At 49.4% G+C, this 18,924-nt stretch carries 16 protein-coding genes; 11 read left to right on the forward strand and 5 right to left on the reverse strand.

Annotation, left to right across the window (positions count from 1 at the left end; genetic code table 11):
- The first annotated feature begins 47 nt into the window (after nucleotides 1-47).
- The 4 genes from EJP77_RS11965 (at nucleotide 48) to EJP77_RS11980 (ending at nucleotide 2,342) form a co-directional block, all read left to right on the forward strand.
- Entirely contained in the window at nucleotides 48-605 is a 558-nt protein-coding gene (locus tag EJP77_RS11965; protein WP_127199472.1) for a GNAT family N-acetyltransferase, read from the forward strand.
- A 418-nt stretch (nucleotides 606-1,023) separates the two neighbouring features.
- A complete protein-coding gene (locus tag EJP77_RS11970; RefSeq protein WP_246021876.1) occupies nucleotides 1,024-1,449 on the forward strand; it encodes a GNAT family N-acetyltransferase in 426 nt (141 codons plus the stop codon).
- Nucleotides 1,450-1,473: 24 nt separating this feature from the next.
- Nucleotides 1,474-1,929, forward strand: a complete 456-nt coding sequence (locus tag EJP77_RS11975) for an acyl-CoA thioesterase (protein WP_127199473.1) — start codon at nucleotides 1,474-1,476, stop codon at nucleotides 1,927-1,929.
- A gap of 146 nt (nucleotides 1,930-2,075) precedes the next feature.
- A complete protein-coding gene (locus tag EJP77_RS11980) occupies nucleotides 2,076-2,342 on the forward strand; it encodes a metal-sensitive transcriptional regulator (protein WP_127199627.1) in 267 nt (88 codons plus the stop codon).
- A gap of 65 nt (nucleotides 2,343-2,407) precedes the next feature.
- Here EJP77_RS11980 and EJP77_RS11985 read toward each other — a convergent pair whose 3' ends face one another.
- A complete protein-coding gene (locus tag EJP77_RS11985; RefSeq protein WP_127199474.1) occupies nucleotides 2,408-3,307 on the reverse strand; it encodes an alpha/beta hydrolase in 900 nt (299 codons plus the stop codon).
- 130 nt (nucleotides 3,308-3,437) lie between these two features.
- The gene (locus EJP77_RS11990; RefSeq protein ID WP_127199475.1) at nucleotides 3,438-4,370 is read right to left on the reverse strand and encodes a helix-turn-helix domain-containing protein; all 933 of its coding nucleotides are present in this window, start codon (nucleotides 4,368-4,370) and stop codon (nucleotides 3,438-3,440) included.
- A 271-nt stretch (nucleotides 4,371-4,641) separates the two neighbouring features.
- On the opposite strand from EJP77_RS11990, the gene EJP77_RS11995 reads away from it, so the two are divergent.
- Together EJP77_RS11995 and EJP77_RS12000 are read left to right on the forward strand one after the other, a co-directional pair.
- On the forward strand, nucleotides 4,642-7,254 hold the full coding sequence (locus tag EJP77_RS11995) for a xyloglucanase (RefSeq protein ID WP_127199476.1): 2,613 nt from the start codon (nucleotides 4,642-4,644) through the stop codon (nucleotides 7,252-7,254).
- A 61-nt stretch (nucleotides 7,255-7,315) separates the two neighbouring features.
- Complete coding sequence (locus tag EJP77_RS12000) at nucleotides 7,316-8,311, forward strand: Gfo/Idh/MocA family protein (RefSeq protein ID WP_127199477.1); 996 nt, start codon at nucleotides 7,316-7,318, stop codon at nucleotides 8,309-8,311.
- A gap of 69 nt (nucleotides 8,312-8,380) precedes the next feature.
- Here the strand turns inward: EJP77_RS12000 and EJP77_RS12005 are convergent, their stop codons facing one another.
- Both EJP77_RS12005 and EJP77_RS12010 read right to left on the reverse strand, forming a co-directional pair.
- Nucleotides 8,381-9,562, reverse strand: coding sequence for an MFS transporter (locus tag EJP77_RS12005; protein WP_127199478.1), 1,182 nt, complete (start codon nucleotides 9,560-9,562; stop codon nucleotides 8,381-8,383).
- A gap of 78 nt (nucleotides 9,563-9,640) precedes the next feature.
- Complete coding sequence (locus tag EJP77_RS12010) at nucleotides 9,641-9,931, reverse strand: ArsR/SmtB family transcription factor (RefSeq protein ID WP_127199479.1); 291 nt, start codon at nucleotides 9,929-9,931, stop codon at nucleotides 9,641-9,643.
- Nucleotides 9,932-10,065: 134 nt separating this feature from the next.
- On the opposite strand from EJP77_RS12010, the gene EJP77_RS12015 reads away from it, so the two are divergent.
- The 4 genes from EJP77_RS12015 to EJP77_RS12030 all read left to right on the forward strand — a co-directional run bounded on the left by EJP77_RS12015 (nucleotide 10,066) and on the right by EJP77_RS12030 (nucleotide 15,153).
- Nucleotides 10,066-10,800, forward strand: a complete 735-nt coding sequence (locus tag EJP77_RS12015; protein ID WP_127199480.1) for an HAD family hydrolase — start codon at nucleotides 10,066-10,068, stop codon at nucleotides 10,798-10,800.
- 31 nt (nucleotides 10,801-10,831) lie between these two features.
- Nucleotides 10,832-12,595, forward strand: a complete 1,764-nt coding sequence (locus EJP77_RS12020) for an ABC transporter ATP-binding protein (RefSeq protein WP_127199481.1) — start codon at nucleotides 10,832-10,834, stop codon at nucleotides 12,593-12,595.
- Nucleotides 12,576-14,426, forward strand: a complete 1,851-nt coding sequence (locus tag EJP77_RS12025; protein WP_127199482.1) for an ABC transporter ATP-binding protein — start codon at nucleotides 12,576-12,578, stop codon at nucleotides 14,424-14,426. Before EJP77_RS12020 ends, EJP77_RS12025 begins: the two co-directional genes overlap by 20 nt.
- A gap of 91 nt (nucleotides 14,427-14,517) precedes the next feature.
- Nucleotides 14,518-15,153 carry a spore coat protein gene (locus EJP77_RS12030; protein WP_127199483.1) on the forward strand — a complete coding sequence of 212 codons (636 nt, stop codon included), beginning with the start codon at nucleotides 14,518-14,520 and terminating at the stop codon, nucleotides 15,151-15,153.
- Between the two features lie 152 nt (nucleotides 15,154-15,305).
- Here EJP77_RS12030 and EJP77_RS12035 read toward each other — a convergent pair whose 3' ends face one another.
- Nucleotides 15,306-17,735 carry a putative bifunctional diguanylate cyclase/phosphodiesterase gene (locus tag EJP77_RS12035; protein WP_127199484.1) on the reverse strand — a complete coding sequence of 810 codons (2,430 nt, stop codon included), beginning with the start codon at nucleotides 17,733-17,735 and terminating at the stop codon, nucleotides 15,306-15,308.
- A 376-nt stretch (nucleotides 17,736-18,111) separates the two neighbouring features.
- On the opposite strand from EJP77_RS12035, the gene EJP77_RS12040 reads away from it, so the two are divergent.
- Nucleotides 18,112-18,903, forward strand: a complete 792-nt coding sequence (locus tag EJP77_RS12040; RefSeq protein ID WP_127199485.1) for a nucleotidyltransferase domain-containing protein — start codon at nucleotides 18,112-18,114, stop codon at nucleotides 18,901-18,903.
- The last annotated feature ends 21 nt before the right edge of the window (nucleotides 18,904-18,924 follow it).

An 18,924-nucleotide genomic window follows, 5' to 3' on the forward strand; every position in this document is an offset into this window, starting at 1 on the left:
CTCAAACAGCACATGCACATTTTTGCCACACAGAAAGGAGTAGACTAATGACTGAAGATCTTAAATCGCTTAAATATTTGGATGGCCGGAGAATTTTCCTCCGCAGGATCGCGGAGACCGATGTGGATTATCTGCTGGAGGCCGTGTCAAATCCAGTGATTCGGAAGCTTACCGGAACTACCTCGTTCTTCACGAAGAACCAGCTGGAACAGGCTATTGAGAAATGGAGTCTGGATGACAGCCGAATGGATCTGCTCATTTGCCTGAAGTCTGACTTCAAAGTGATCGGCGACCTCGCCGTTCTGGATGTAGATCACCGGGAGAGAAAAGGCAGCTTCCGTATTGCGATCACGAATGAGGCTTATATGAGCCATGGTTATGGGAGTGAAGCATTACATCTTATCATTCCGTATATGTTTAATACGCTTAACCTTCGCAAGATCAACATCAATGTGTATGCTTTCAACGAGAGAGCGATTAAGACTTACGAGAAGTTAGGTTTTGTTCAAGAGGGGATCATTCGGGAAGACCTGTATTTCGAAGGTCAGTATTATGACAACATCCTGATGGGACTCTTCAAGGATGAATATATTCCTGTGAAGTAATCGCAGGGCAGCATAAGTGCAACTTATTTATAAGCTCAAGCCGTTGTAGGCTTGGGCTTTTTATGTCTTATAGTTGAAATAGGTGAGGTTGTTCATGCTACCTTATAACTTATGAACTTGAGTGGCACTATTTCATTAAATCTGGAAACAACAGCGAGGGGAGCAACCTTCCGTTCGTGGAGCGTTGCACGGAGAGCGTCGCACAGAGCACAATTGGATATTGATTCGGCTACCTATCTACTTTCTAACAATCAAGCTGTCCATCTATCCAAATTATAGATTCCGTACTATGATATTCAATGAATAAATGAGAGGAGATGAACGACATGGAGCTGACTAACCCAAGCGGCAAATAACCATGGTGGTTGTCTCAGAAGATACAGCCACCCTTCAATTTAATTAAAGGTGGTCAACCCATATGACAATGGATGAATATGAGATTATAGAAAGATTGCCAACCGTAGCCGAGCATCAATTCCTATGGGAATCCGTAGGCTGGGGAGATGTGGATACCGGGATGACGAAGGCCTCTATAGCAGCCTCGGTGTATGGCGTAGTTGCCGTTCACAAGGGCGTCACGGTTGGAATGGGCCGGATTGTTGGTGATGGGGCGATGTACTTCTACATCCAGGATGTTGCTGTTCTTCCGGAACATCAGGCGTCGGGGGTGGGCAGCCGTATTCTGGAGCAGCTTCTCACTTTCATTAGGACATCGACGCATCCTAGTGGAGCAGCTTTTATAGGACTATTCGCTTCGGAAGGCAAGGAGAAGTTCTATGAGAAGCACGGGTTCAGGGACTACTCGCCGGGTATGACGGGGATGTTCACGGTAATGGATAGGTAGCAATTCAGAATGAGAGGTTTATATATGCGAAAAGAATCCTTCGTCCAGCCTGATCCGCAGAGCTGGCTTAGTAAATTTCAGTTCTCTATCCCCATTAAGGTCCGCTACTGCGAGACGGATCTGCTCGGGCATGTGAATAATGTGAGCTATTTCATGTATTTTGAACAAGGGCGGATTGAATATTTTGAGAATTTGGGCTTAACGGACGATCTGTTCAGCGATGAACAAGTATCTGTGGTGGCTGATCTGGAGTGCCAGTACCTGGCACAGATCTATTTAAGAGATCCGCTCAAGCTGTACATAAGAGTAGCGAGGATCGGCCGTTCTTCTATGGATATCGAATATGCTTTAGTAGCGAATGAAGAGCTTAAGGCAGCTGGGCGTGGTGCGATTGTCCTGATGGATACGAAGACCGGCAAGAGCACCCCGATTCCTGATTCCGCACGCGAAGTGATCCGCTCGTACGAGAGAATGGCCTGATTAACTTAGAGTTGACGTATGCCAAGCATAGTCGTGCCAGCTTATCTTGGAGATACCGCATAGGTCATGCCTCAATGTGTTTGTCTAAAAGGGCCCTCTTGGTATAATACCTGTATAGGTATATGCTTGAAAGGAGCAGTATAATGATGAGTTATGTCTATCATGATGATATTAAGAAGCGGCTTCGCCGGATCGAAGGCCAAGTGCGCGGCGTTCTACGGCTGATGGAAGAGGAGAAATCGTGCAAGGAGGTCGTCAGCCAATTGTCTGCGATTCGTAATGCAGCGGACAAGGCTCTGGCTCAGATCGTAGCTGAGAATCTGCAGCAATGTATCCTGGATGAGCAGGAATCCGGTGGCGACTCGGGCAAAATGGTCCAGGAAGCGATTGAGCTGCTGGTTAAAAGCCGCTAATTCATCAGCTGGTCATATAGAACGGCCTCAGTCCTTTAGGTTAAGGACGAGGCCGTTTTTGCAGATTAGTCTTGATCAATCCCCGCATAGAACAGCAGGTAGTTCTCCATTTGGCTGCTCCAGTAGGCATCATCATGCTTCCCGCCCGGATTCACATGCAGCTCGTAAGATTTGGTCTGACGCTTGGCCAGTACCTGATCCAGCGTCTTCAAGGCGCCGAGGAAATCATCCTTATCCCCCATGTCCAGGTAGATCCGCTGCTTGTTCAGCTTCTGGGTTCCGGCAAGAAGAATAGGATCGTTCAGCTTGCGGGCAGCTTCAGTCGGATAGATGACTTTCTCCAGCACATCCCACATCGGTCCTACGAACAGGGCCGGGGAATGACCGCCTACCTTGCCATACAATTCAGGATGAGAGAATCCAATGTGCAGGGCTGCGAATCCGCCCATGGAGGTTCCGCCCAGGTAACGGCTGCTGCGGGACTTGTTCGTTTTGAAATGAGTGTCGATGTAATGGACTACATCCTTAGTAACGTAATCCTCATATTTACCTTTGTAGAGAACACCCTCATCTTCGGGCTTGCCGCTCTCGGGCACGGTACCGGTCTGCTCCGCCGAGTTCACGCCAAAGCTGTTATCAATCATTGGAGCAACGATAATCAAGGGTTCGATCTTGCCGCTGGCAATCAGTTCATCCGCCTTCTCCGTGATCTTAAGGCTGTTCCACCAATGGTCCTCGTTCAGCTTGTAAGAATGAAGCACATAGAGTACCGGATACTTGCTGTGAGCCTCATAATTCGGAGGCAGGTAGACGTTAAGGTGCATATTTTTCTGGAGCGAATTGCTGTAGAAGTTCACTTTCATAGTTGAGGAAGTGGAACGTTCCTTGGCTGCTGAAGCCACCGCAAGGGGCTCTACAAGCAGAGCGATCATTAGCGCCAGGATTAGACCTTTAATCATTTTCATACCCAAATCTCCCGCTTTCTTAATGGATTAGTAAGGCTTATCCAGAGTCTAGCAGGCGGCATACCGGGCTGTGTACTGAGAATCGGCAGGTTCTTCCTGCAAATCGGCAGTTGTGGCAGAATCATAGGTCTCAGCTATGGCCTTTAAGCATCCAGCAGTATTTATTCCTGTATTCTGCTGGCGAATATCCGGAGTATTTGCGGAAATGACGGATGAAATGGGCATCATCACGGAATCCGATTCTTTCCATAATCTCTGTAGTCGGCAGAAGCGTATTGCGAAGCATGGAGTCTGCCATTGTCATTCGGAGCTTGTTCACATAGGCGATCAACGAAAGGCCGGTGGATCTTTTGAATTGTTCCCCGAGCGTGGTCTTGTTAAGGTGAAACACTGAAGTCAAATCCTCCAGCTTGATCTTCTCTCTATAGTGGGTATGCAGATATTCCAGGACGGGCTTCACCGTGTCAGGAACATTATGGGGAACTGCGGCCGGGGTAAAGACGGCTCTCTGATAAGATCTTCGGATGAGAAACAACAACTCCATCAGATAAGACCGGCTGCGGCAGGGCCAGTAGTAATCCATCTGCTCTTGCAGGTTGGTACTCATCTCTTCAAGAAGCTCTGCTACGTGCTTGGCTGCTGAGGGATCCAGCGGAATACATCCGCAGTAGCCATCTTTACGTTCTGTGAAAGGTTCAAGCAGCCACAAGTCTTGAGAATCCGTGACTGTAAATCCATGCCCTTCTTCTTCCGGGGCATCCAGATTTCCGAGTCTTTCATTCAATACGCTGGGAGTAAAGGACAATATGTAAGAGGAAAGAGGCATACTGGCGGTAAGAGAAATCTGCTCCTGGGGCTGACAACAATATACGCCAGGGGAAAGGATAGGATAGACCTGTGTCCCAATCTCAATCATTCCATGTCCTTCTTCGATCAGAATCAATGCATATTTAAATGTGGATGGGAGCTTTCGAGTCTCTTTGGGCATGATCCCCTCTCTTCGGCAGAGTAATCCCATTCTATAGCCGGGATGAAACGTTCTTCCTTCGGTCCACTCCTCCATAACATCTCTCCTAATATTGTAATTTTTACCAAATAGTCTAAGTGCATAATAACAGTCGTTTAGGCATAGAATCAACGGTTTTTAGTGCTAAATTGTGGAGAATGCTGGAGACTTGGTTTAAGAGAAATTTGAATTAGGCCGCCATCTCCAATTTTCACATGAAAATTGCACCAATTCTTAGGGTGTTCTCATGGGGAGGAGCCCATTAGAATGTTAAACAGCAACTTTGGGAAGCGCTTACAATAGATCAATCCAGAACAGGAGGGAATTTATGTTCAAGAAAGTGCTTAGTCTCGCTATCACCGCTGCCGTAGCTCTGCCTATTATGGGGGGATCCCCATCCGACGCTCAGGCCAAGGAAAGTCAGCCGGCGGTTAAGAGCCAAGCCTATGACTGGGGACGTGCCAAGGTGGTGGGAGGAGGATTCATTCCAGGGATTGTCTACAATACGAAGGAGAAGGATCTGATCTACGCCCGGACAGATATGGGCGGCGCCTATCGCTGGAATCCGGCGACCGGTTCCTGGGTTCAGCTGCTGGATTCGGTCAGCTTCAAAGAGTGGAACATGCTTGGGGTAGAGAGTCTCGCCACAGATCCGGTCGATCCGAACCGGCTGTACGTGGCATCCGGGACATATACGAACGACTGGACAGATATGAACGGTGTCCTGCTTCGCTCCACAGACAGGGGAAATACCTGGAAGCGAACGGAACTGCCCTTCAAATTGGGTGGAAATATGCCCGGCCGCTCGATGGGTGAACGCTTGGCGGTTGATCCGAACAATAACCGTGTGATTTATCTGGGGACCCGAAGCGGCAATGGGCTTTGGCGCAGTACTGATTACGGGGCTACTTGGAACAAAGTAGCCAGCTTCACGGCTGTGGGCAATGTGAAGGATTATTATAACGACCAGGTCGGCGTGGTCTGGGTGACTTTTGATCCGTCTACGGGAAGCCGGGGGAACAATACACAGACGATCTACGTCGGAGTAGCGGATACCGAGCATAGCATTTACCGAAGTATGGACGGCGGGAAGACCTGGGAAGTGCTGCCGGGTCAGCCGGAGCAGGGATTCCTGCCGCATCACGGCGTTTTGTCGAGCAATGGCAATTTGTATGTAACTTATACGAAGGAGGTTGGTCCCTATAACGGCGGTGAGGGATCTGTCTGGAAATATAATACGACTACTGGCAAATGGACAGACATCAGCCCAACCGGGGCCGGGGCAACCGACAGCCCTTATGGCGGATTGGCCGTAGACGCCCAGCATCCGGATACCCTTATGGTCGCAACCATGAACAAATGGTGGCCGGACGAGTTCATTTACCGCAGCACTGACGGGGGTCAGACTTGGAAATCATTCTGGACACTGGATTACTCGAAGGATCCATCAAGACAGAATAACTATACGATCGACTATTCGGCTGCGCCATGGCTGGATTGGGGAGAGAAGAAGAACCTTCCTGAGCAGAATCCGAAGCTCGGCTGGATGATCGGGGATCTGGAGATCGATCCGTTCAATTCAGACCGCATCATGTATGGAACAGGCGCAACCTTGTATGGCTCGAACAATGTGAGTGAACTGGACAAGGGGCAGAACGTGAACATCTCTGTGATGGCTGAAGGGATTGAAGAGACGGCTATCTTAGGGTTGATCAGTCCTCCATCCGGAGCGCCCCTGCTCAGTGCCATGGGCGATATTGGCGGCTTCCGTCATGAGGATCTGACTAAGGCTCCGAGCATGATCACGAATCCGACTCTGGGTACCAGCACGGACATTGATTATGCGGAGCTGAATCCGGATATTGTGGTTCGTGTAGGCAATGCGAGCGGTGAGGCGCCGCGAATGGGCACATCCACTGACAACGGCAGGACCTGGAAGCCGGCGGCCAATGCCTGGCCTGCGGCGAAGGAGGATGAGACTGGCGGCGGGCATGTGGCTGTAGCTGCCGATGGTTCATCGCTGGTCTGGAGTCCTTCCTATGACAAAGCTCCACGTCCTGTTAGTTATTCGAAAGATAGGGGAGCTACCTGGATGGCTTCCGCGGGAATTCCGAACGGAGCAAGAGTCTCTTCCGACCGGGTGAATCCAGCTAAATTTTACGGGATAGCAGATGGGAAATTCTATCTCAGTACAGATGGTGGGGCGAACTTTAGAGTAACTCAAGCAGCCGGGCTGCCAACCCAGCTTACGAGCAATTTCAAAGCCATGCCTGGCGTAGAGGGAGATATCTGGATTGCTGCTGCAGGAGACAACAAGAATAGCACCGGTGTATTTGGATTATGGCACTCGGTCGATTCAGGAACCAGCTTTAAGAGGCTGGATCAAGTACAAGAAGCCGCTACGATTGGTTTTGGCAAGGCAGCACCAGGCAAGAAGACTATGGCTCTATATTCTTATGCGAGTATCAATAATAAATTTGGAATCTACCGATCCGATGACTTTGGTCAGAGTTGGATTCGGATCAATGACGATCAGCATCAATTTGGGGCTGCGAATGTCACGATTACCGGGGATCCGAGGGTATATGGACGGGTATATGTAGGCACGAACGGACTTGGTATTGTAATCGGGAATCCTTCCGGGAAGTCTACTGAGAAGGATAACAAACCGCCGAAGATAGATATGATCAGCAAGAGCGGACTTGTTCATGAGGAGACTTATGTTCTGAGCGGCAAGGTAAACGAGGACTTGGAGAACGGAGAGGTTACGGTCAATTTCAACGGCGGAGGACCCGAACAGATCGCAGTGGTAAATGGTATATTCACCAAAGCTTTTACCTTGGCAGAAGGGAAGAATAACTTTGAGATAACGGCCGTGGACCTGGCAGGCAACCGTTCTGTGAAGAAGCTTACGGTGCAATACAAGATTCGCAAAAAATGAATTGAGTAGAAGAACGTGTTAGACTAATCGGGACAACGGAATTGATGGGAGGCTTAAAGTCTTGGGAGACAACAAGAAGTCAGTAGTAAAATGGGGCATTCTCGGTACAGGATGGATCGCCCAGCAGTTTGCAGACGATCTGGCGTATGTGGAGAATGCCGAGTGTCTGGCTGTAGGCTCACGCTCACTCGAAAGCGCTTCCCAGTTTGCTGATGCGCACGGCGCAGCCCGCGCCTATGGAAGCTATGAGGAACTCGCAGCAGATGCGGACGTGGATGTCATCTATGTGGCAACACCGCATCCTTTTCACAAAGATAATACATTGACCAGCCTGTTGGCCGGGAAGGCTGTGCTGTGTGAGAAGCCTTTTACCGTGAATAGCGCTGAGCTTGAAGAGATGATTAAGCTTGCCCGGGAGAAGAAGCTGTTCCTGATGGAGGCCATGTGGACCCGGTTCCTTCCCTCAATCGTCAAAGTAAGAGAATGGATCCGGAAAGGAAGAATCGGCGAAGTGCAGCTGGTGAAGGCCGAGTTCGGCTTCAAAATGGACTGGAATCCAGAGCATCGTCTGCTGAATCCGGATCTGGGCGGAGGCGCTCTGCTCGACACCGGGATCTATCCCGTCTCCTTTGCCTCCATGATCTTTGGAGCCGCGCCGAAGGGGATCTCCAGTACAAGCCGTATGGGCACTACGGGAGTCGATGAGCAATTCTCGATCCTGCTGGATTATGGCTCCGGCAAGTCCGCCTTGCTAAGCGGCGCCATCTCACTCGGAATGACGAATGACGCCTATATTTACGGAACTGAAGGTTACATTCGCATCCCTTCCTTCCTGAATGCGAAGACAGCTGCTCTGCATGTAGGCGAGGAAGAAGCGGAAGTGTTCACCGATAATCGTCAGTCGGCAGGTTACAATTACGAAGCCGAGGCGGTGGGGCAGTATCTTCGTGAAGGCCAGCTGGAAAGTCCGGTAATCTCTCTGGACGAATCTCTCGGCATTATGAAGCTTCTTGATGAAGTACGCGCGCAGTGGGGCTTCAAATATCCGTTTGAATAAAATCAAGACCTGACAAATATCAATGGCGCCACGGCTCTCATAAGTGTGGCGCCTTTTCTTGTTATGCAGCTATGCTGCATGGTCCTTTTTCGCCCCAGCGTCATTAGTCAAAATACCACTTCGTATAAAAGAGAACAGCGAACCGACAAAGCAAACTGCTGCAAACAGCCCTACGGCGGAGAAACCGTTAAATGCCGCATAGATCAAGCCTGCGAACCATGAGCCGAGTGTTGTCGCCGCGTACATGATCGAATTGGCCAAGCTTGCGATCGTTCCCCGAATTGCCGGATTCAATGAATTCAGCATGCCTATGATGAGCGGAAAGACAATACCCATCGTCATAAATATGAAAAAGTATACTCCTTCGAAAGCCGCAACCGAGGAAAGGTGAGGCAGCGTTACAAAAGCTGCAATAGAGACGAGAATGCCCACAACCATCGCATTGAAACGATTCAACTTCTTGATCACATAAGCCCCGCTGAAGCTCCCCACGATATTTCCAAGGCCCAGAACCAATATTACGAACCCTACCTGATCAACCGATAGGTGAAAGCGGTCCGCCATCCATTTCCCGATGAAAGAAAAGGCGGCAAAAAATCCACATTGAAATAAAAAGTGAGCTAGAAAAGCTCTTCTTGCGACCCGGCTCTTGAGCAGCGGGACGTATCTTTGGAGCAGCGAAAGCCTGACTGTCAGGTCTTGTTCGGGCTTCAACTCGGGCAAAGCATAGAAGATGAATACAGCCACGAGCAGCGAGCAAGCACCAATTGTAATAAAAGGATAAGACCAATGGGCTGCCGCAAGCAAGCCTCCAATCGGGATACCGAAAGCCTGGGAAGAAGCCAGGCCGGCCATGACGATCCCGGACACTTTGGCGATCTTTGCCGCAGGAAATAGTGCAGGAATAGAAGCCCAGACCTGGGGGGCTGTGAATGCTGCGCTGACTCCCGCTAAGAAACGGAATAGGAACATCGTCCAGAATCCTGTCGCGAAGCCGCATAGTAGGGTTGAAGCCGAGAAGCCGATCATGCCGTATAACATGACTTTTTTGCGATCCAATCCATCCGACAGCGGTCCGGCTACCAAAGCAAATAGGGCATATCCGAGCGCGTATGCCCCGACCAACCAACCGGTATACTCGGTTGGGATATGAAATAACCCCTGAAGAGTAGGGATGAGCGGAGAAATCAAAAATGTATCCGTACCAATAACAAACATAATAAGAAAGAGCAAGGCAATTAACTTAACCATAGTATCCATTCTCTCCTATCCACCTTAGTTTCGTAGTACAATAACTTTTGAACTAATGATGAAAAAAAGAATTTCTTTCTACAACGTATCAAGAAATCCCGGTAAATAAGCTTCAAACGTCTCCAAATCGATACTCGTATATTTCGACTGCGCTTCTTTTCGTACCCTGATCAATTTCGCCTCCCTTAAAGCACGCAAATGATATGAAGTGTTCGACTTCGAAGTATTGCAAATGTCCCCAACTTCCCCGCAATTCATCTCCTTCTTATTGGCGTATAGAACTCGAATGATTTCCAATCTTGTCTCGTCAGCTAAGGCTTGAAACATTTTGACTCGGTGTTCGTTATCTAAAGTTTTTTGAATAGTCATAAAACCATTGTACTAAAATATTTCTGCAAATCAAGTTTTTGTATTTCTTTGATAAACATCCCGTGAAGTATTAAAATCAAATTTATATTAATATATTTCAATATTTAAATGGAGAGGTACATGAGGTGTAACTTATGAATAACAAAGCTGTATTTTTCGATGTGGATGACACGCTCTACGATCATTTATCCCCGCTGCGCAGTGCCTTGATGGAGGTTCTCGGATTGCCGGAGGATTTTCCGTATGAGCGGGCCTACTATTTATTCCGCTATTATAGCGATCTTCTTTCTGACGAGGAAGGATTATCTGCGGTTCCGGACAAGTCCAAAATGGAGCGTATGCGCACAAGAAGATTCATACTGAGCCTTGCTGAGCTTGGAGTCCACGTGACGGAGGAACAGGCTGGCCGGCTGCAGGCTGCCTATTTGCGGGGACAGTTCGAGATCAGACCGTTCGAGGGCGCGGTAACGCTTATTCGCAGGTTGAGTGAGGCCGGTTATGTAGTCGGATTGATCACCAATGGCCCTAAGGAACATCAAATGAGTAAAATTCTGGCGATGGAGATGGAGAAGCTGGTGCCTCTAAGTCACATCTTCGTCTCCGGTGCTGTGGGAATTGCCAAGCCGGATCCGCGTCTGTTCACTCATGTCAATGCAAGCACGGGAACGCTTGCGGCTGACTGTCATTATATTGGAGACTCCTGGCGCAATGATGTGGTAGGCAGTCTTGGCGCAGGCTGGACCTCCATCTGGTTCAATCACCGGGGGGCGAAGCCGGAGTCGGATCATACGCCTCATTATATCGTGTCTACTTTTGAGGAGATTGGTACATTGTATGGAGTGAACGAGGTGCACAAAGGAACCAACTAAATGCCTTCCAGGGCCTTGGAGGAATACACCTATGGGGATGGTTTTGTCTTTTCTGAGAAAATACCGGGCCGCCTCAATTACCGCTCTGCTAATGATGCTGGTTGAGCTGTCCGTGGAGCTGATGCAGCCGTATCTGATCTCCAAAATCATTGATAACGGAATACGTGTAAAAGATCTGTCTGTCGTATGGCTGTGGGGTGGTGTGCTTCTTGGAAGCTCGGTTATCGCTTTTATCGCGGGTATCTCCAGTTCCTTCTTCGCTTCCCATGCGAGCCAGAGCTTCGCGTTCGATCTGCGGGACAAGCTGTATGATAAAGTGCAATCTTTTACCTATTCAGTATTTAGCCGATTCGAATCTTCTTCGCTGATTACCCGGCTGACCGGAGATGTTACACAGCTGCAGGATATGATCTTCATGAGTCTGCGGTTCGCAACCCGGGTACCGCTTGTTGTATTCGGCAGTATCCTGATGGCGCTTATTGTAGATGTCAAGCTCGGCCTGCTGCTTGTTCTGACCATTCCCTTTCTAATTGTCTTTGTAGTGTGGATGATGAAGATAGCGACTTCCAACTTCGGCAGAGTCCAAAGGCGGCTGGATAAGGTGAATGAAGTCATTCAGGAGAATCTGACGGGAATTCGGCTAATCCGGGTATTCGTCCGAGTAGGGCATGAAATTGAACGGTTCGCAAAGTTCAGCCTTGCGCTGATGAAGGAGACCGTGAGGTCGCTCAGACTCATGGAGTCTACGGTGCCATACATCCTACTGCTAGTTAACTGTGCCATCATTGCCGTACTCTGGTTCGGCCGAATAGATATCGCCGCAGGGGATGCCACTGTCGGCCAGGTCGTGGCGGTTGCCAATTACTCCTTAAGAATTATCGGCGCACTCTCGGCGCTGTCTTGGATACTTATGAACTATTCCCGGGCTATCGCTTCGGCTGGGCGGATCCAGGAAGTGATGAACACAGAAGATCATGCCGAAGATCCTCTTCCTGACTCGGTGAACGCAGCTGGGAAATCCAGTGAATTGGTGGAGCCTATTCGAGGACAGGTGGAATTCCGTAATGTAGGTTTCCGTTACCCCGGCAGTGACATTACGGTGCTGGATGGGATCAACTTCAAGGTGGAAGCGGGTCAGCGGGTGGCTATTCTCGGAGCGACGGGTTCCGGCAAATCCTCACTCATTCAGCTCATTCCCAGGCTGCATGAGCCTACACAGGGGGAGATCCATATCGATGGGGTAGATACCCGAGACATCTCCCATTCCCGCTTACGGGCATCCATCGGTTATGTTCCGCAGGAGGTCATGCTGTTCACAGGCTCGATCAGGGATAATATCGCTTGGGGCCAAGAGAATGCTTCTTATAGGCAGATTGAGACCGCAGCCAGACAGGCCCAGATTCATGAGACGATTGATCAGCTGCCTGAAGGCTATGATACGAAGCTCGGCCAGCGGGGAGTCAATCTGTCAGGGGGACAGAAGCAGCGGCTGTCCATTGCCAGGGCACTCGTCAGACAACCTTCGATTCTGATTCTGGATGACAGCACAAGTGCGCTGGATGTGGCTACAGAAGCTGCCCTCCTGGAAGAATTGAGGGACTTGTCCTGTACGACATTCCTGATCACTCAGAAGATCAGCTCAACAAGGTCAGCTGATCTGATTCTGCTTCTGGATGAAGGCCGGCTTGCTGCTAGTGGCAAGCATGAAGACTTGATGCAGACGTCGCTATTGTACCGGCAGATCTTTGAATCTCAGTATGGGGAGGGATCACAGCATGTTCAAAGCCTTAACTGAACCGTTTCAGCATCCTTTTCCCGAGATTGAACTGCGTAAGGGAGGCGGAGGGAGGAAGCCAAAGGCAAAAGCCAAGAACGTATCGGGCACGGTGGGAAGGATCTGGACTTACCTTGCTCGCCGCAAGGCGAAGCTCATCCTGGTTCTGTTCATGGTGGTTCTAAGCTCCGGGCTTGCTCTTCTGGGCCCCTACATGATTGGGAAAGCCGTGGATGACTATCTGCAGAGCAGCCGGGCTCACTTCGGTCTATTCCTGGCCGGACTGGGCCTTGTATATGTGCTGTATTCCGTAACCTCCTGGCTACAGAACATCTGGATGATCGAAATTTCTCAAGAAACGGTATACCGGATGCGCATGGATCTGTTCACCCATCTTCACCAGCTGCCCATTCCCTTCTTTGGAAAAAGACAGCAGGGCGAGATCATGAGCCGTCTGACTAACGATATGGAGAACGTCAGCTCCACACTGAACAGCTCCGCGATTCAGATCTTCTCAAGTATTCTGACTTTGGTAGGTACGCTTGGCGTTATGCTGTATCTTAGTCCGCTGCTAACGCTGCTGACCTTTCTGGTCGTGCCGCTCATGATCCTCGGTATGCGCTGGATTACCCGGCGTACAGGTCCGCTGTACAAGCAGCGGCAGAACAATCTCGGGGAGCTGAACGGATACATTGAGGAGACGTTGTCCGGACAGCGGATCATTAAGGCATTCTCGCAGGAACCGAGAGTCATCCGGGGCTTCAAAGAACGTAATGAGGCCATCCGCCGCTCGGGCTTCTGGGCTCAGACCATATCAGGCTTCATCCCGAAGCTGATGAACAGCCTTAACAATCTGAGTTTTGCCATTGTGGCCGGGGTCGGAGGGATTCTTGCGATTCGCGGTGCAGTTACGATCGGGATCATTATTGTCTTCGTAGAGTATGCTAGGCAGTTCACCAGACCTTTGAATGACCTGGCTAACCAGTGGAATACCCTGCTGTCGGCAATTGCCGGAGCAGAACGGGTATTTGAGGTTATGGATGAGGAGGTCGAGGTCAAGGATGAAGAGGTCGAGGTCAAGGATGAAGGGGCGTCTGTGAAGCTGGATCATGTGGAGGGCGCAGTCAGCTTCTCCCATGTTGCCTTTTCTTATGAAGAGAATGGAGATACGTTATCGGACATCAGCTTTGAGGCAAAGCCGGGTGAAATGATTGCCCTTGTCGGCCCGACAGGAGCTGGCAAGACTACGTTAATCCAGCTGCTGTCGAGATTCTACGATCCTTCGGATGGCCTCATCACAGTGGATGGGCGTGACATCACGACGATTCAGCGGCAGAGCCTGAGATCGCATATGGCCTTTGTACTGCAGGACTCTTTTCTCTTCCAGGGGACCATTCGTGAGAATATCCGCTTTGGACGTCTGGATGCAACAGATGAGGAAGTGGAGGAAGCCTCCAAGCTTGCCAATGCTCATGCTTTCATTATGCGGCTGGGTGGAGGTTACGACCGAGTGCTGGAGACAGGCGGAAATGGCATCAGCCAGGGACAGAAGCAGCTGTTAGCTATTGCCCGGGCCATTCTTGCAAGCCCTTCGATTCTTGTATTAGATGAAGCTACGAGCAGTATCGATACGATTACCGAGATCAAGATTCAGGAAGGTCTTCAGCGTCTGATGCAGGGTAGAACCAGCTTTGTGATTGCACATAGGCTGAATACGATCCGTCAGGCGGATAAGATCCTGGTTCTGAAGGATGGAAGACTGATTGAACAGGGACCACATGAGAAGCTGCTTGCTGCGGGTGGGTTCTATAGCAAGCTGTATCATGGACAGCTTAGGAATGAGGAAATGTAGTGAGGGCCGCGGGGCCTGAATAATAGATCATCTTTTTATGAATACTATTTCAGGTTCACTCAATACACTTACCCCAAAGGAGGGTCTACTGATGCAGCAGCAATATGGATCAGAACAGCAAAATCTGGGTCAGAATATTCCACAATTCAACCGCGGTGGTCATGAAATCTTCGAGGCCAATGAAATTATCCAGTGCACCATCAATTTGCTCGATAACTATACCATTTACAGACCGTTCGTGAAGGACCAGGAGTTGATGGGTATCCTGGATCGTCAAGCGGCCTATATTCGTACCCAGTATAATTTGACGGTAGAATGCTTCAAGTCTGGGCTGAAGCCAAGTCAGGAGACGGAACCTTATCTGATTCCGCAAATGAAACAGCCGGTATACGGAATTCAGCCGCAAAGCCAGCCTAAGAAACCGGCAGCTTCCCAAGCTGAGATTAATGACGCGGCAATCAGCACGTTAATGCTGAATATTGTTAAGCCGCATGCTTCCGCCCTGGCCAGGTCGGCGACAGAAGTAGTTAATCCTGTATTGAGACGGGTACTGGCTTCCCAATCTCAGAATTTTGTGGAGATGGCCTATGAGCTGTTTGAATATCAGAATGTGCGTGGTTATTACCAGCTTCCACAGCTTCCCGGGCAGGATATGCATGCCATGTTGAACGGATTCGCACCATCTATGGGCGGGAACCAAGGTATGGGTATGGGCCAAGCTCACTAAAAAAAAGCGAAATCGCCAGCCTGAGGAGATGATCCTTGGGCTGGCGATTTGTATTTGGTGGGTGGAATACCACAGGAAGCCTCCAGAGAGACGAACGTATACGGACAAGCGATAGCGGTCGCCTTTGTGTACGGATATGTACCCGTTACCGTTTAGGAAACTTCATCCTCAAAGATCACCGGGAGGTGGACCGACACTTCATCGGGAGTCAAAGGCTTACTATAGTAGAAGCCTTGTGCATTGTAACACTGCAGCTCCTTGAGCAGAGCTACCTGGGCTTCCGTCTCTACACCTTCGGCTACAATCGCTAGGCCAATCTGTCTGGCCATGGAGATGATCATTTCAGCAATCGCCCTGCTGTCACTATCGCTGGTTATATTACTCACGAAGGACCGATCGATCTTCAGACAGCCAATCGGCAGACTGTGCAGATAACTTAAGGAGCTGTAGCCTGTCCCGAAATCATCCATCGATACCGAAATGCCCGCTTTTCGCAGATCATTCAGAATACGGATCACATGTTCTTCGTTATGCATCATGGCACTTTCGGTGATCTCGAGTTCCAGCAGTTCCGGATCGAGCGCAAGCTCAGTTAATAGCTCCATAATAGAATCGAATATGTCCGGCTTCATCAAGTGGATCTGCGAAATATTAACGGCTACCGGCCTTACTTGGCGGCCTTCTGTCAGCCACTTCTTTACCTGGGTGCAGGCGGTTCGGAGAACCCACTTCTCAAGACCAACAATAAGTCCAGACTTCTCCGCGACGGGAATGAACTGGCCTGGTGAGATTACGCCTAACAGGGGATGTTGCCAGCGTACAAGCGCCTCGAGTCCAATGACCTCTCCTGTCCGGATATCCACCTTGGGCTGATAGACCAGGCGCATCTGATCTGCTTGAATGGCGAGCTCAAGGTCATTCTCAAGAATGATCTGCTCAATGCTGGTCTGGTCGCGTTCGGCATCATAGAACTGATATTGGGAGCTGCCGTTCTCCTTCGCATTATACATGGCTGCATCCGAATGCTTCATCAGCGCGTCAGCATCGAGCCCGTCTTCGGGAAAAGTGGCGATCCCCACTGAGGCGGACAGCTTGACGGAATGATTGCCCACTTCAAAAGGCTGCGCGAATTCATGAACCACACAGCCAGCCAAAATCTCAAGCGCCGCTCTATCCTTAACATCAGGGATAAGGACCGTGAACTCGTCGCCCCCGATCCGGGCAATGGTACAGCTAGCCGGGAGACAATGCTGGAGCTTCTGGGCAGCTTGCTTGATTACTCTATCCCCGAAGTCGTGACCGAACAGATCGTTGATCCTTTTGAACCGGTCCAAGTCAATGAAAAGGACGGAGAAAGGAACGGACTTATGAGTGTCCATGGCGATTTTGGCGGTTTTGGTTGTCAACAAATGCTTGAAAGATCGGCGGTTGGCGAGGCCGGTCAGCTCATCATGATAGGCAAGATGCCGGATAAGCTCCTGATCTTTCTTGTGGCTGGTCATATCTTTAATGATACTGTAAGCTCCCACCAGTCTGTGATCGATCATAATGGGCAGGGATGTAAGCCATAGGTGCAGAATGGAACTATCGGCCGCTTTCACTTGAAGTTCAATGCTGCTGGACTTCCCGCTTAAGACATGATTGAAATGCTGGCTTGCCGGCTGCTTCTGTTCCTCCTGCAGTAGATCGTAAAAGCGAATGCCGCTAAGCTGTAGACCTAGACGCTGCTCCAGAAGCTCGGCCTGACGATTCATGCCTGTAATCCTTCCACTCGGATCGAATGCCAGTACGCTGTCGGGGTTGTATTCATAGAGAGACATATAATGCTGTTCGGTCTCGATGATCCTTTGATTCTGGCGCCGCTGCCGATCTTCGAGAAAAGCATCAGGAATCATATATAGGGCTGAAGTGATGAAGAGCATGAATACATAAGGCACTAAGAATACAGGCTTCGTCCCTATATCATTACTTGGGATTACAGATAGAATACAGAGCAGCGGAGTTCCAAATAGAGCCGCACCAGCCAGTACAACACCTGGGAGACGGGTCCAGGTATGAAGACTATGCTCACGGTTGCGATTGGATACGGCAAGCAGCTTAATGACGGCAAAGCACAAAATGAGCACGATCGCTATACTTAACAGGACAAGCTCAAGTCTCCATGCGAGATGGGTACCAAATAGGAGCAGAATATTCGCATAATCGAACGACAGAATGATGAACGTGATGATCAGACTGGTACGGAAATATTGTCTGAACCCGCTACGGGGTTGCCCGGCATAGCGAAGGCCGAATTTAGCCGCTGCGTAACAACCTAGAATCGTGAACAGCACATGAAGAAAGTAATAAGTTCGGACGAAGGGGACATTGGTAGAAGAAAGCACCAGGATATGCGATAGACTGAAGCCAATCGAACCCGATAAAAGACCAAACTGCTGCAGGCGCCTGTCCTTCTTGCTGCGTATGGAAGTCAGGGAAGGAGCAGAGCGGTAAGTAAGGAGTGCAGCTCCGGCTAGACTGGCCAGAAATGCTACGGATAAATCAAATAGGTTCAGCTGCAAAGGTTCAAGAAGGGTAGGCATAGTTCGACCTCTCTCGTGGAGTATGTAGAAAATAGGGAAATTAAGATAGTTCCTATGAAGAATAAGGACTGAAAGAACTAGAGCCTTTTATCATATAATAAACCTTTGAACCGGGACTTTAAACATATTTTTCATTCATTTGTATATATTTCTTTGGTTCTCAAGACACAGAGATGACAAAGTCTAATTAATTCATCTACTAATAGAATGGCTGGTGCGGAGACGTCCTTATTTGGTATAAAATGGTTTACAAATTTTAGGGCAGTATGTATAATTCACTGAGAATTAAAAGCGGTTTTCATATGATGTACATTCTGCCATGGACGTAGGAGTTCGTGGCTATTTATGTGAACCAACAGTGAGGTGTGTAGAGCCAATGATGGAGGATAAGATTAGACTAGAGCTGCAGCAAATCGAACAGGAAGAGAAGGTGCGTATTCTATACGCCTGTGAATCCGGAAGCCGGGCATGGGGATTTCCTTCCAAAGATAGCGATTATGACGTTCGGTTCATCTATATAAGAGAGGTTGAGTGGTATTTATCCATCCATGAGAAGCGGGATGTGATCGAAAGGCCGATCAGTGACCTGCTTGATATTAACGGGTGGGACCTTAAGAAGGCCTTGTATTTATTCCGAAAATCTAATCCGCCTCTGCTCGAATGGCTGCAATCTCCGATTCAGTATCTGGAGACCTCTACCGTGGCGGAACAGATCCGCCGGATATCTCCGCTTACCTTTTCCCCGAGATCCTGTATGTATCATTATCTCAATATGGCGAGGGGTAACTTCCGCGACTATTTAACAGGGGATACGGTGCGGATCAAGAAATACTTCTATGTATTAAGACCGCTTCTTGCCTGCGGTTGGATTGAACGTAACGGCACTATGCCGCCCATGGAATTTGATTACCTGGTAAGAGAGCTTATTCCAGAGGATAGTGAGCTTAACAGGGCGATCAGGGAGCTGCTTGATAGAAAGAAGGCAGGGGACGAACTCGATTATGAGCCTCGGCTTACACGGATTCACGAGTATCTGATTGAGCAAATTGCCTACTATGAGAAGACGATTATTGAACAGAAGCAGGCAGATGGAGGCCTTGATGGACAGCTGGATAAGCTGTTTATTGGAGCCTTACAGGAGGTTTGGGGTGTGCCGCTAAAAGTATAGGCAGAGACGGCCAGCTCTCGG

It is taken from the genome of Paenibacillus zeisoli, assembly GCF_003994465.1.
GTDB lineage: Bacteria > Bacillota > Bacilli > Paenibacillales > Paenibacillaceae > Fontibacillus > Fontibacillus zeisoli.

Excerpts from the sequence above, each read along its gene's own strand:
- EJP77_RS12040 (WP_127199485.1), top strand. The coding sequence starts at position 18,112 with ATGATGGAGGATAAGATTAGACTAGAGCTGCAGCAAATCGAACAGGAA.
- EJP77_RS11980 (WP_127199627.1), top strand. The coding sequence starts at position 2,076 with ATGAGTTATGTCTATCATGATGATATTAAGAAGCGGCTTCGCCGGATC.
- EJP77_RS11990 (WP_127199475.1), bottom strand. The coding sequence starts at position 4,370 with ATGGAGGAGTGGACCGAAGGAAGAACGTTTCATCCCGGCTATAGAATG.
- EJP77_RS12015 (WP_127199480.1), top strand. The coding sequence starts at position 10,066 with ATGAATAACAAAGCTGTATTTTTCGATGTGGATGACACGCTCTACGAT.
- EJP77_RS11985 (WP_127199474.1), bottom strand. The coding sequence starts at position 3,307 with ATGAAAATGATTAAAGGTCTAATCCTGGCGCTAATGATCGCTCTGCTT.
- EJP77_RS11975 (WP_127199473.1), top strand. The coding sequence starts at position 1,474 with ATGCGAAAAGAATCCTTCGTCCAGCCTGATCCGCAGAGCTGGCTTAGT.
- EJP77_RS11965 (WP_127199472.1), top strand. The coding sequence starts at position 48 with ATGACTGAAGATCTTAAATCGCTTAAATATTTGGATGGCCGGAGAATT.
- EJP77_RS11995 (WP_127199476.1), top strand. The coding sequence starts at position 4,642 with ATGTTCAAGAAAGTGCTTAGTCTCGCTATCACCGCTGCCGTAGCTCTG.
- EJP77_RS12035 (WP_127199484.1), bottom strand. The coding sequence starts at position 17,735 with ATGCCTACCCTTCTTGAACCTTTGCAGCTGAACCTATTTGATTTATCC.
- EJP77_RS12005 (WP_127199478.1), bottom strand. The coding sequence starts at position 9,562 with ATGGTTAAGTTAATTGCCTTGCTCTTTCTTATTATGTTTGTTATTGGT.
- EJP77_RS12025 (WP_127199482.1), top strand. The coding sequence starts at position 12,576 with ATGTTCAAAGCCTTAACTGAACCGTTTCAGCATCCTTTTCCCGAGATT.
- EJP77_RS12010 (WP_127199479.1), bottom strand. The coding sequence starts at position 9,931 with ATGACTATTCAAAAAACTTTAGATAACGAACACCGAGTCAAAATGTTT.
- EJP77_RS12020 (WP_127199481.1), top strand. The coding sequence starts at position 10,832 with ATGGGGATGGTTTTGTCTTTTCTGAGAAAATACCGGGCCGCCTCAATT.
- EJP77_RS11970 (WP_246021876.1), top strand. The coding sequence starts at position 1,024 with ATGACAATGGATGAATATGAGATTATAGAAAGATTGCCAACCGTAGCC.
- EJP77_RS12030 (WP_127199483.1), top strand. The coding sequence starts at position 14,518 with ATGCAGCAGCAATATGGATCAGAACAGCAAAATCTGGGTCAGAATATT.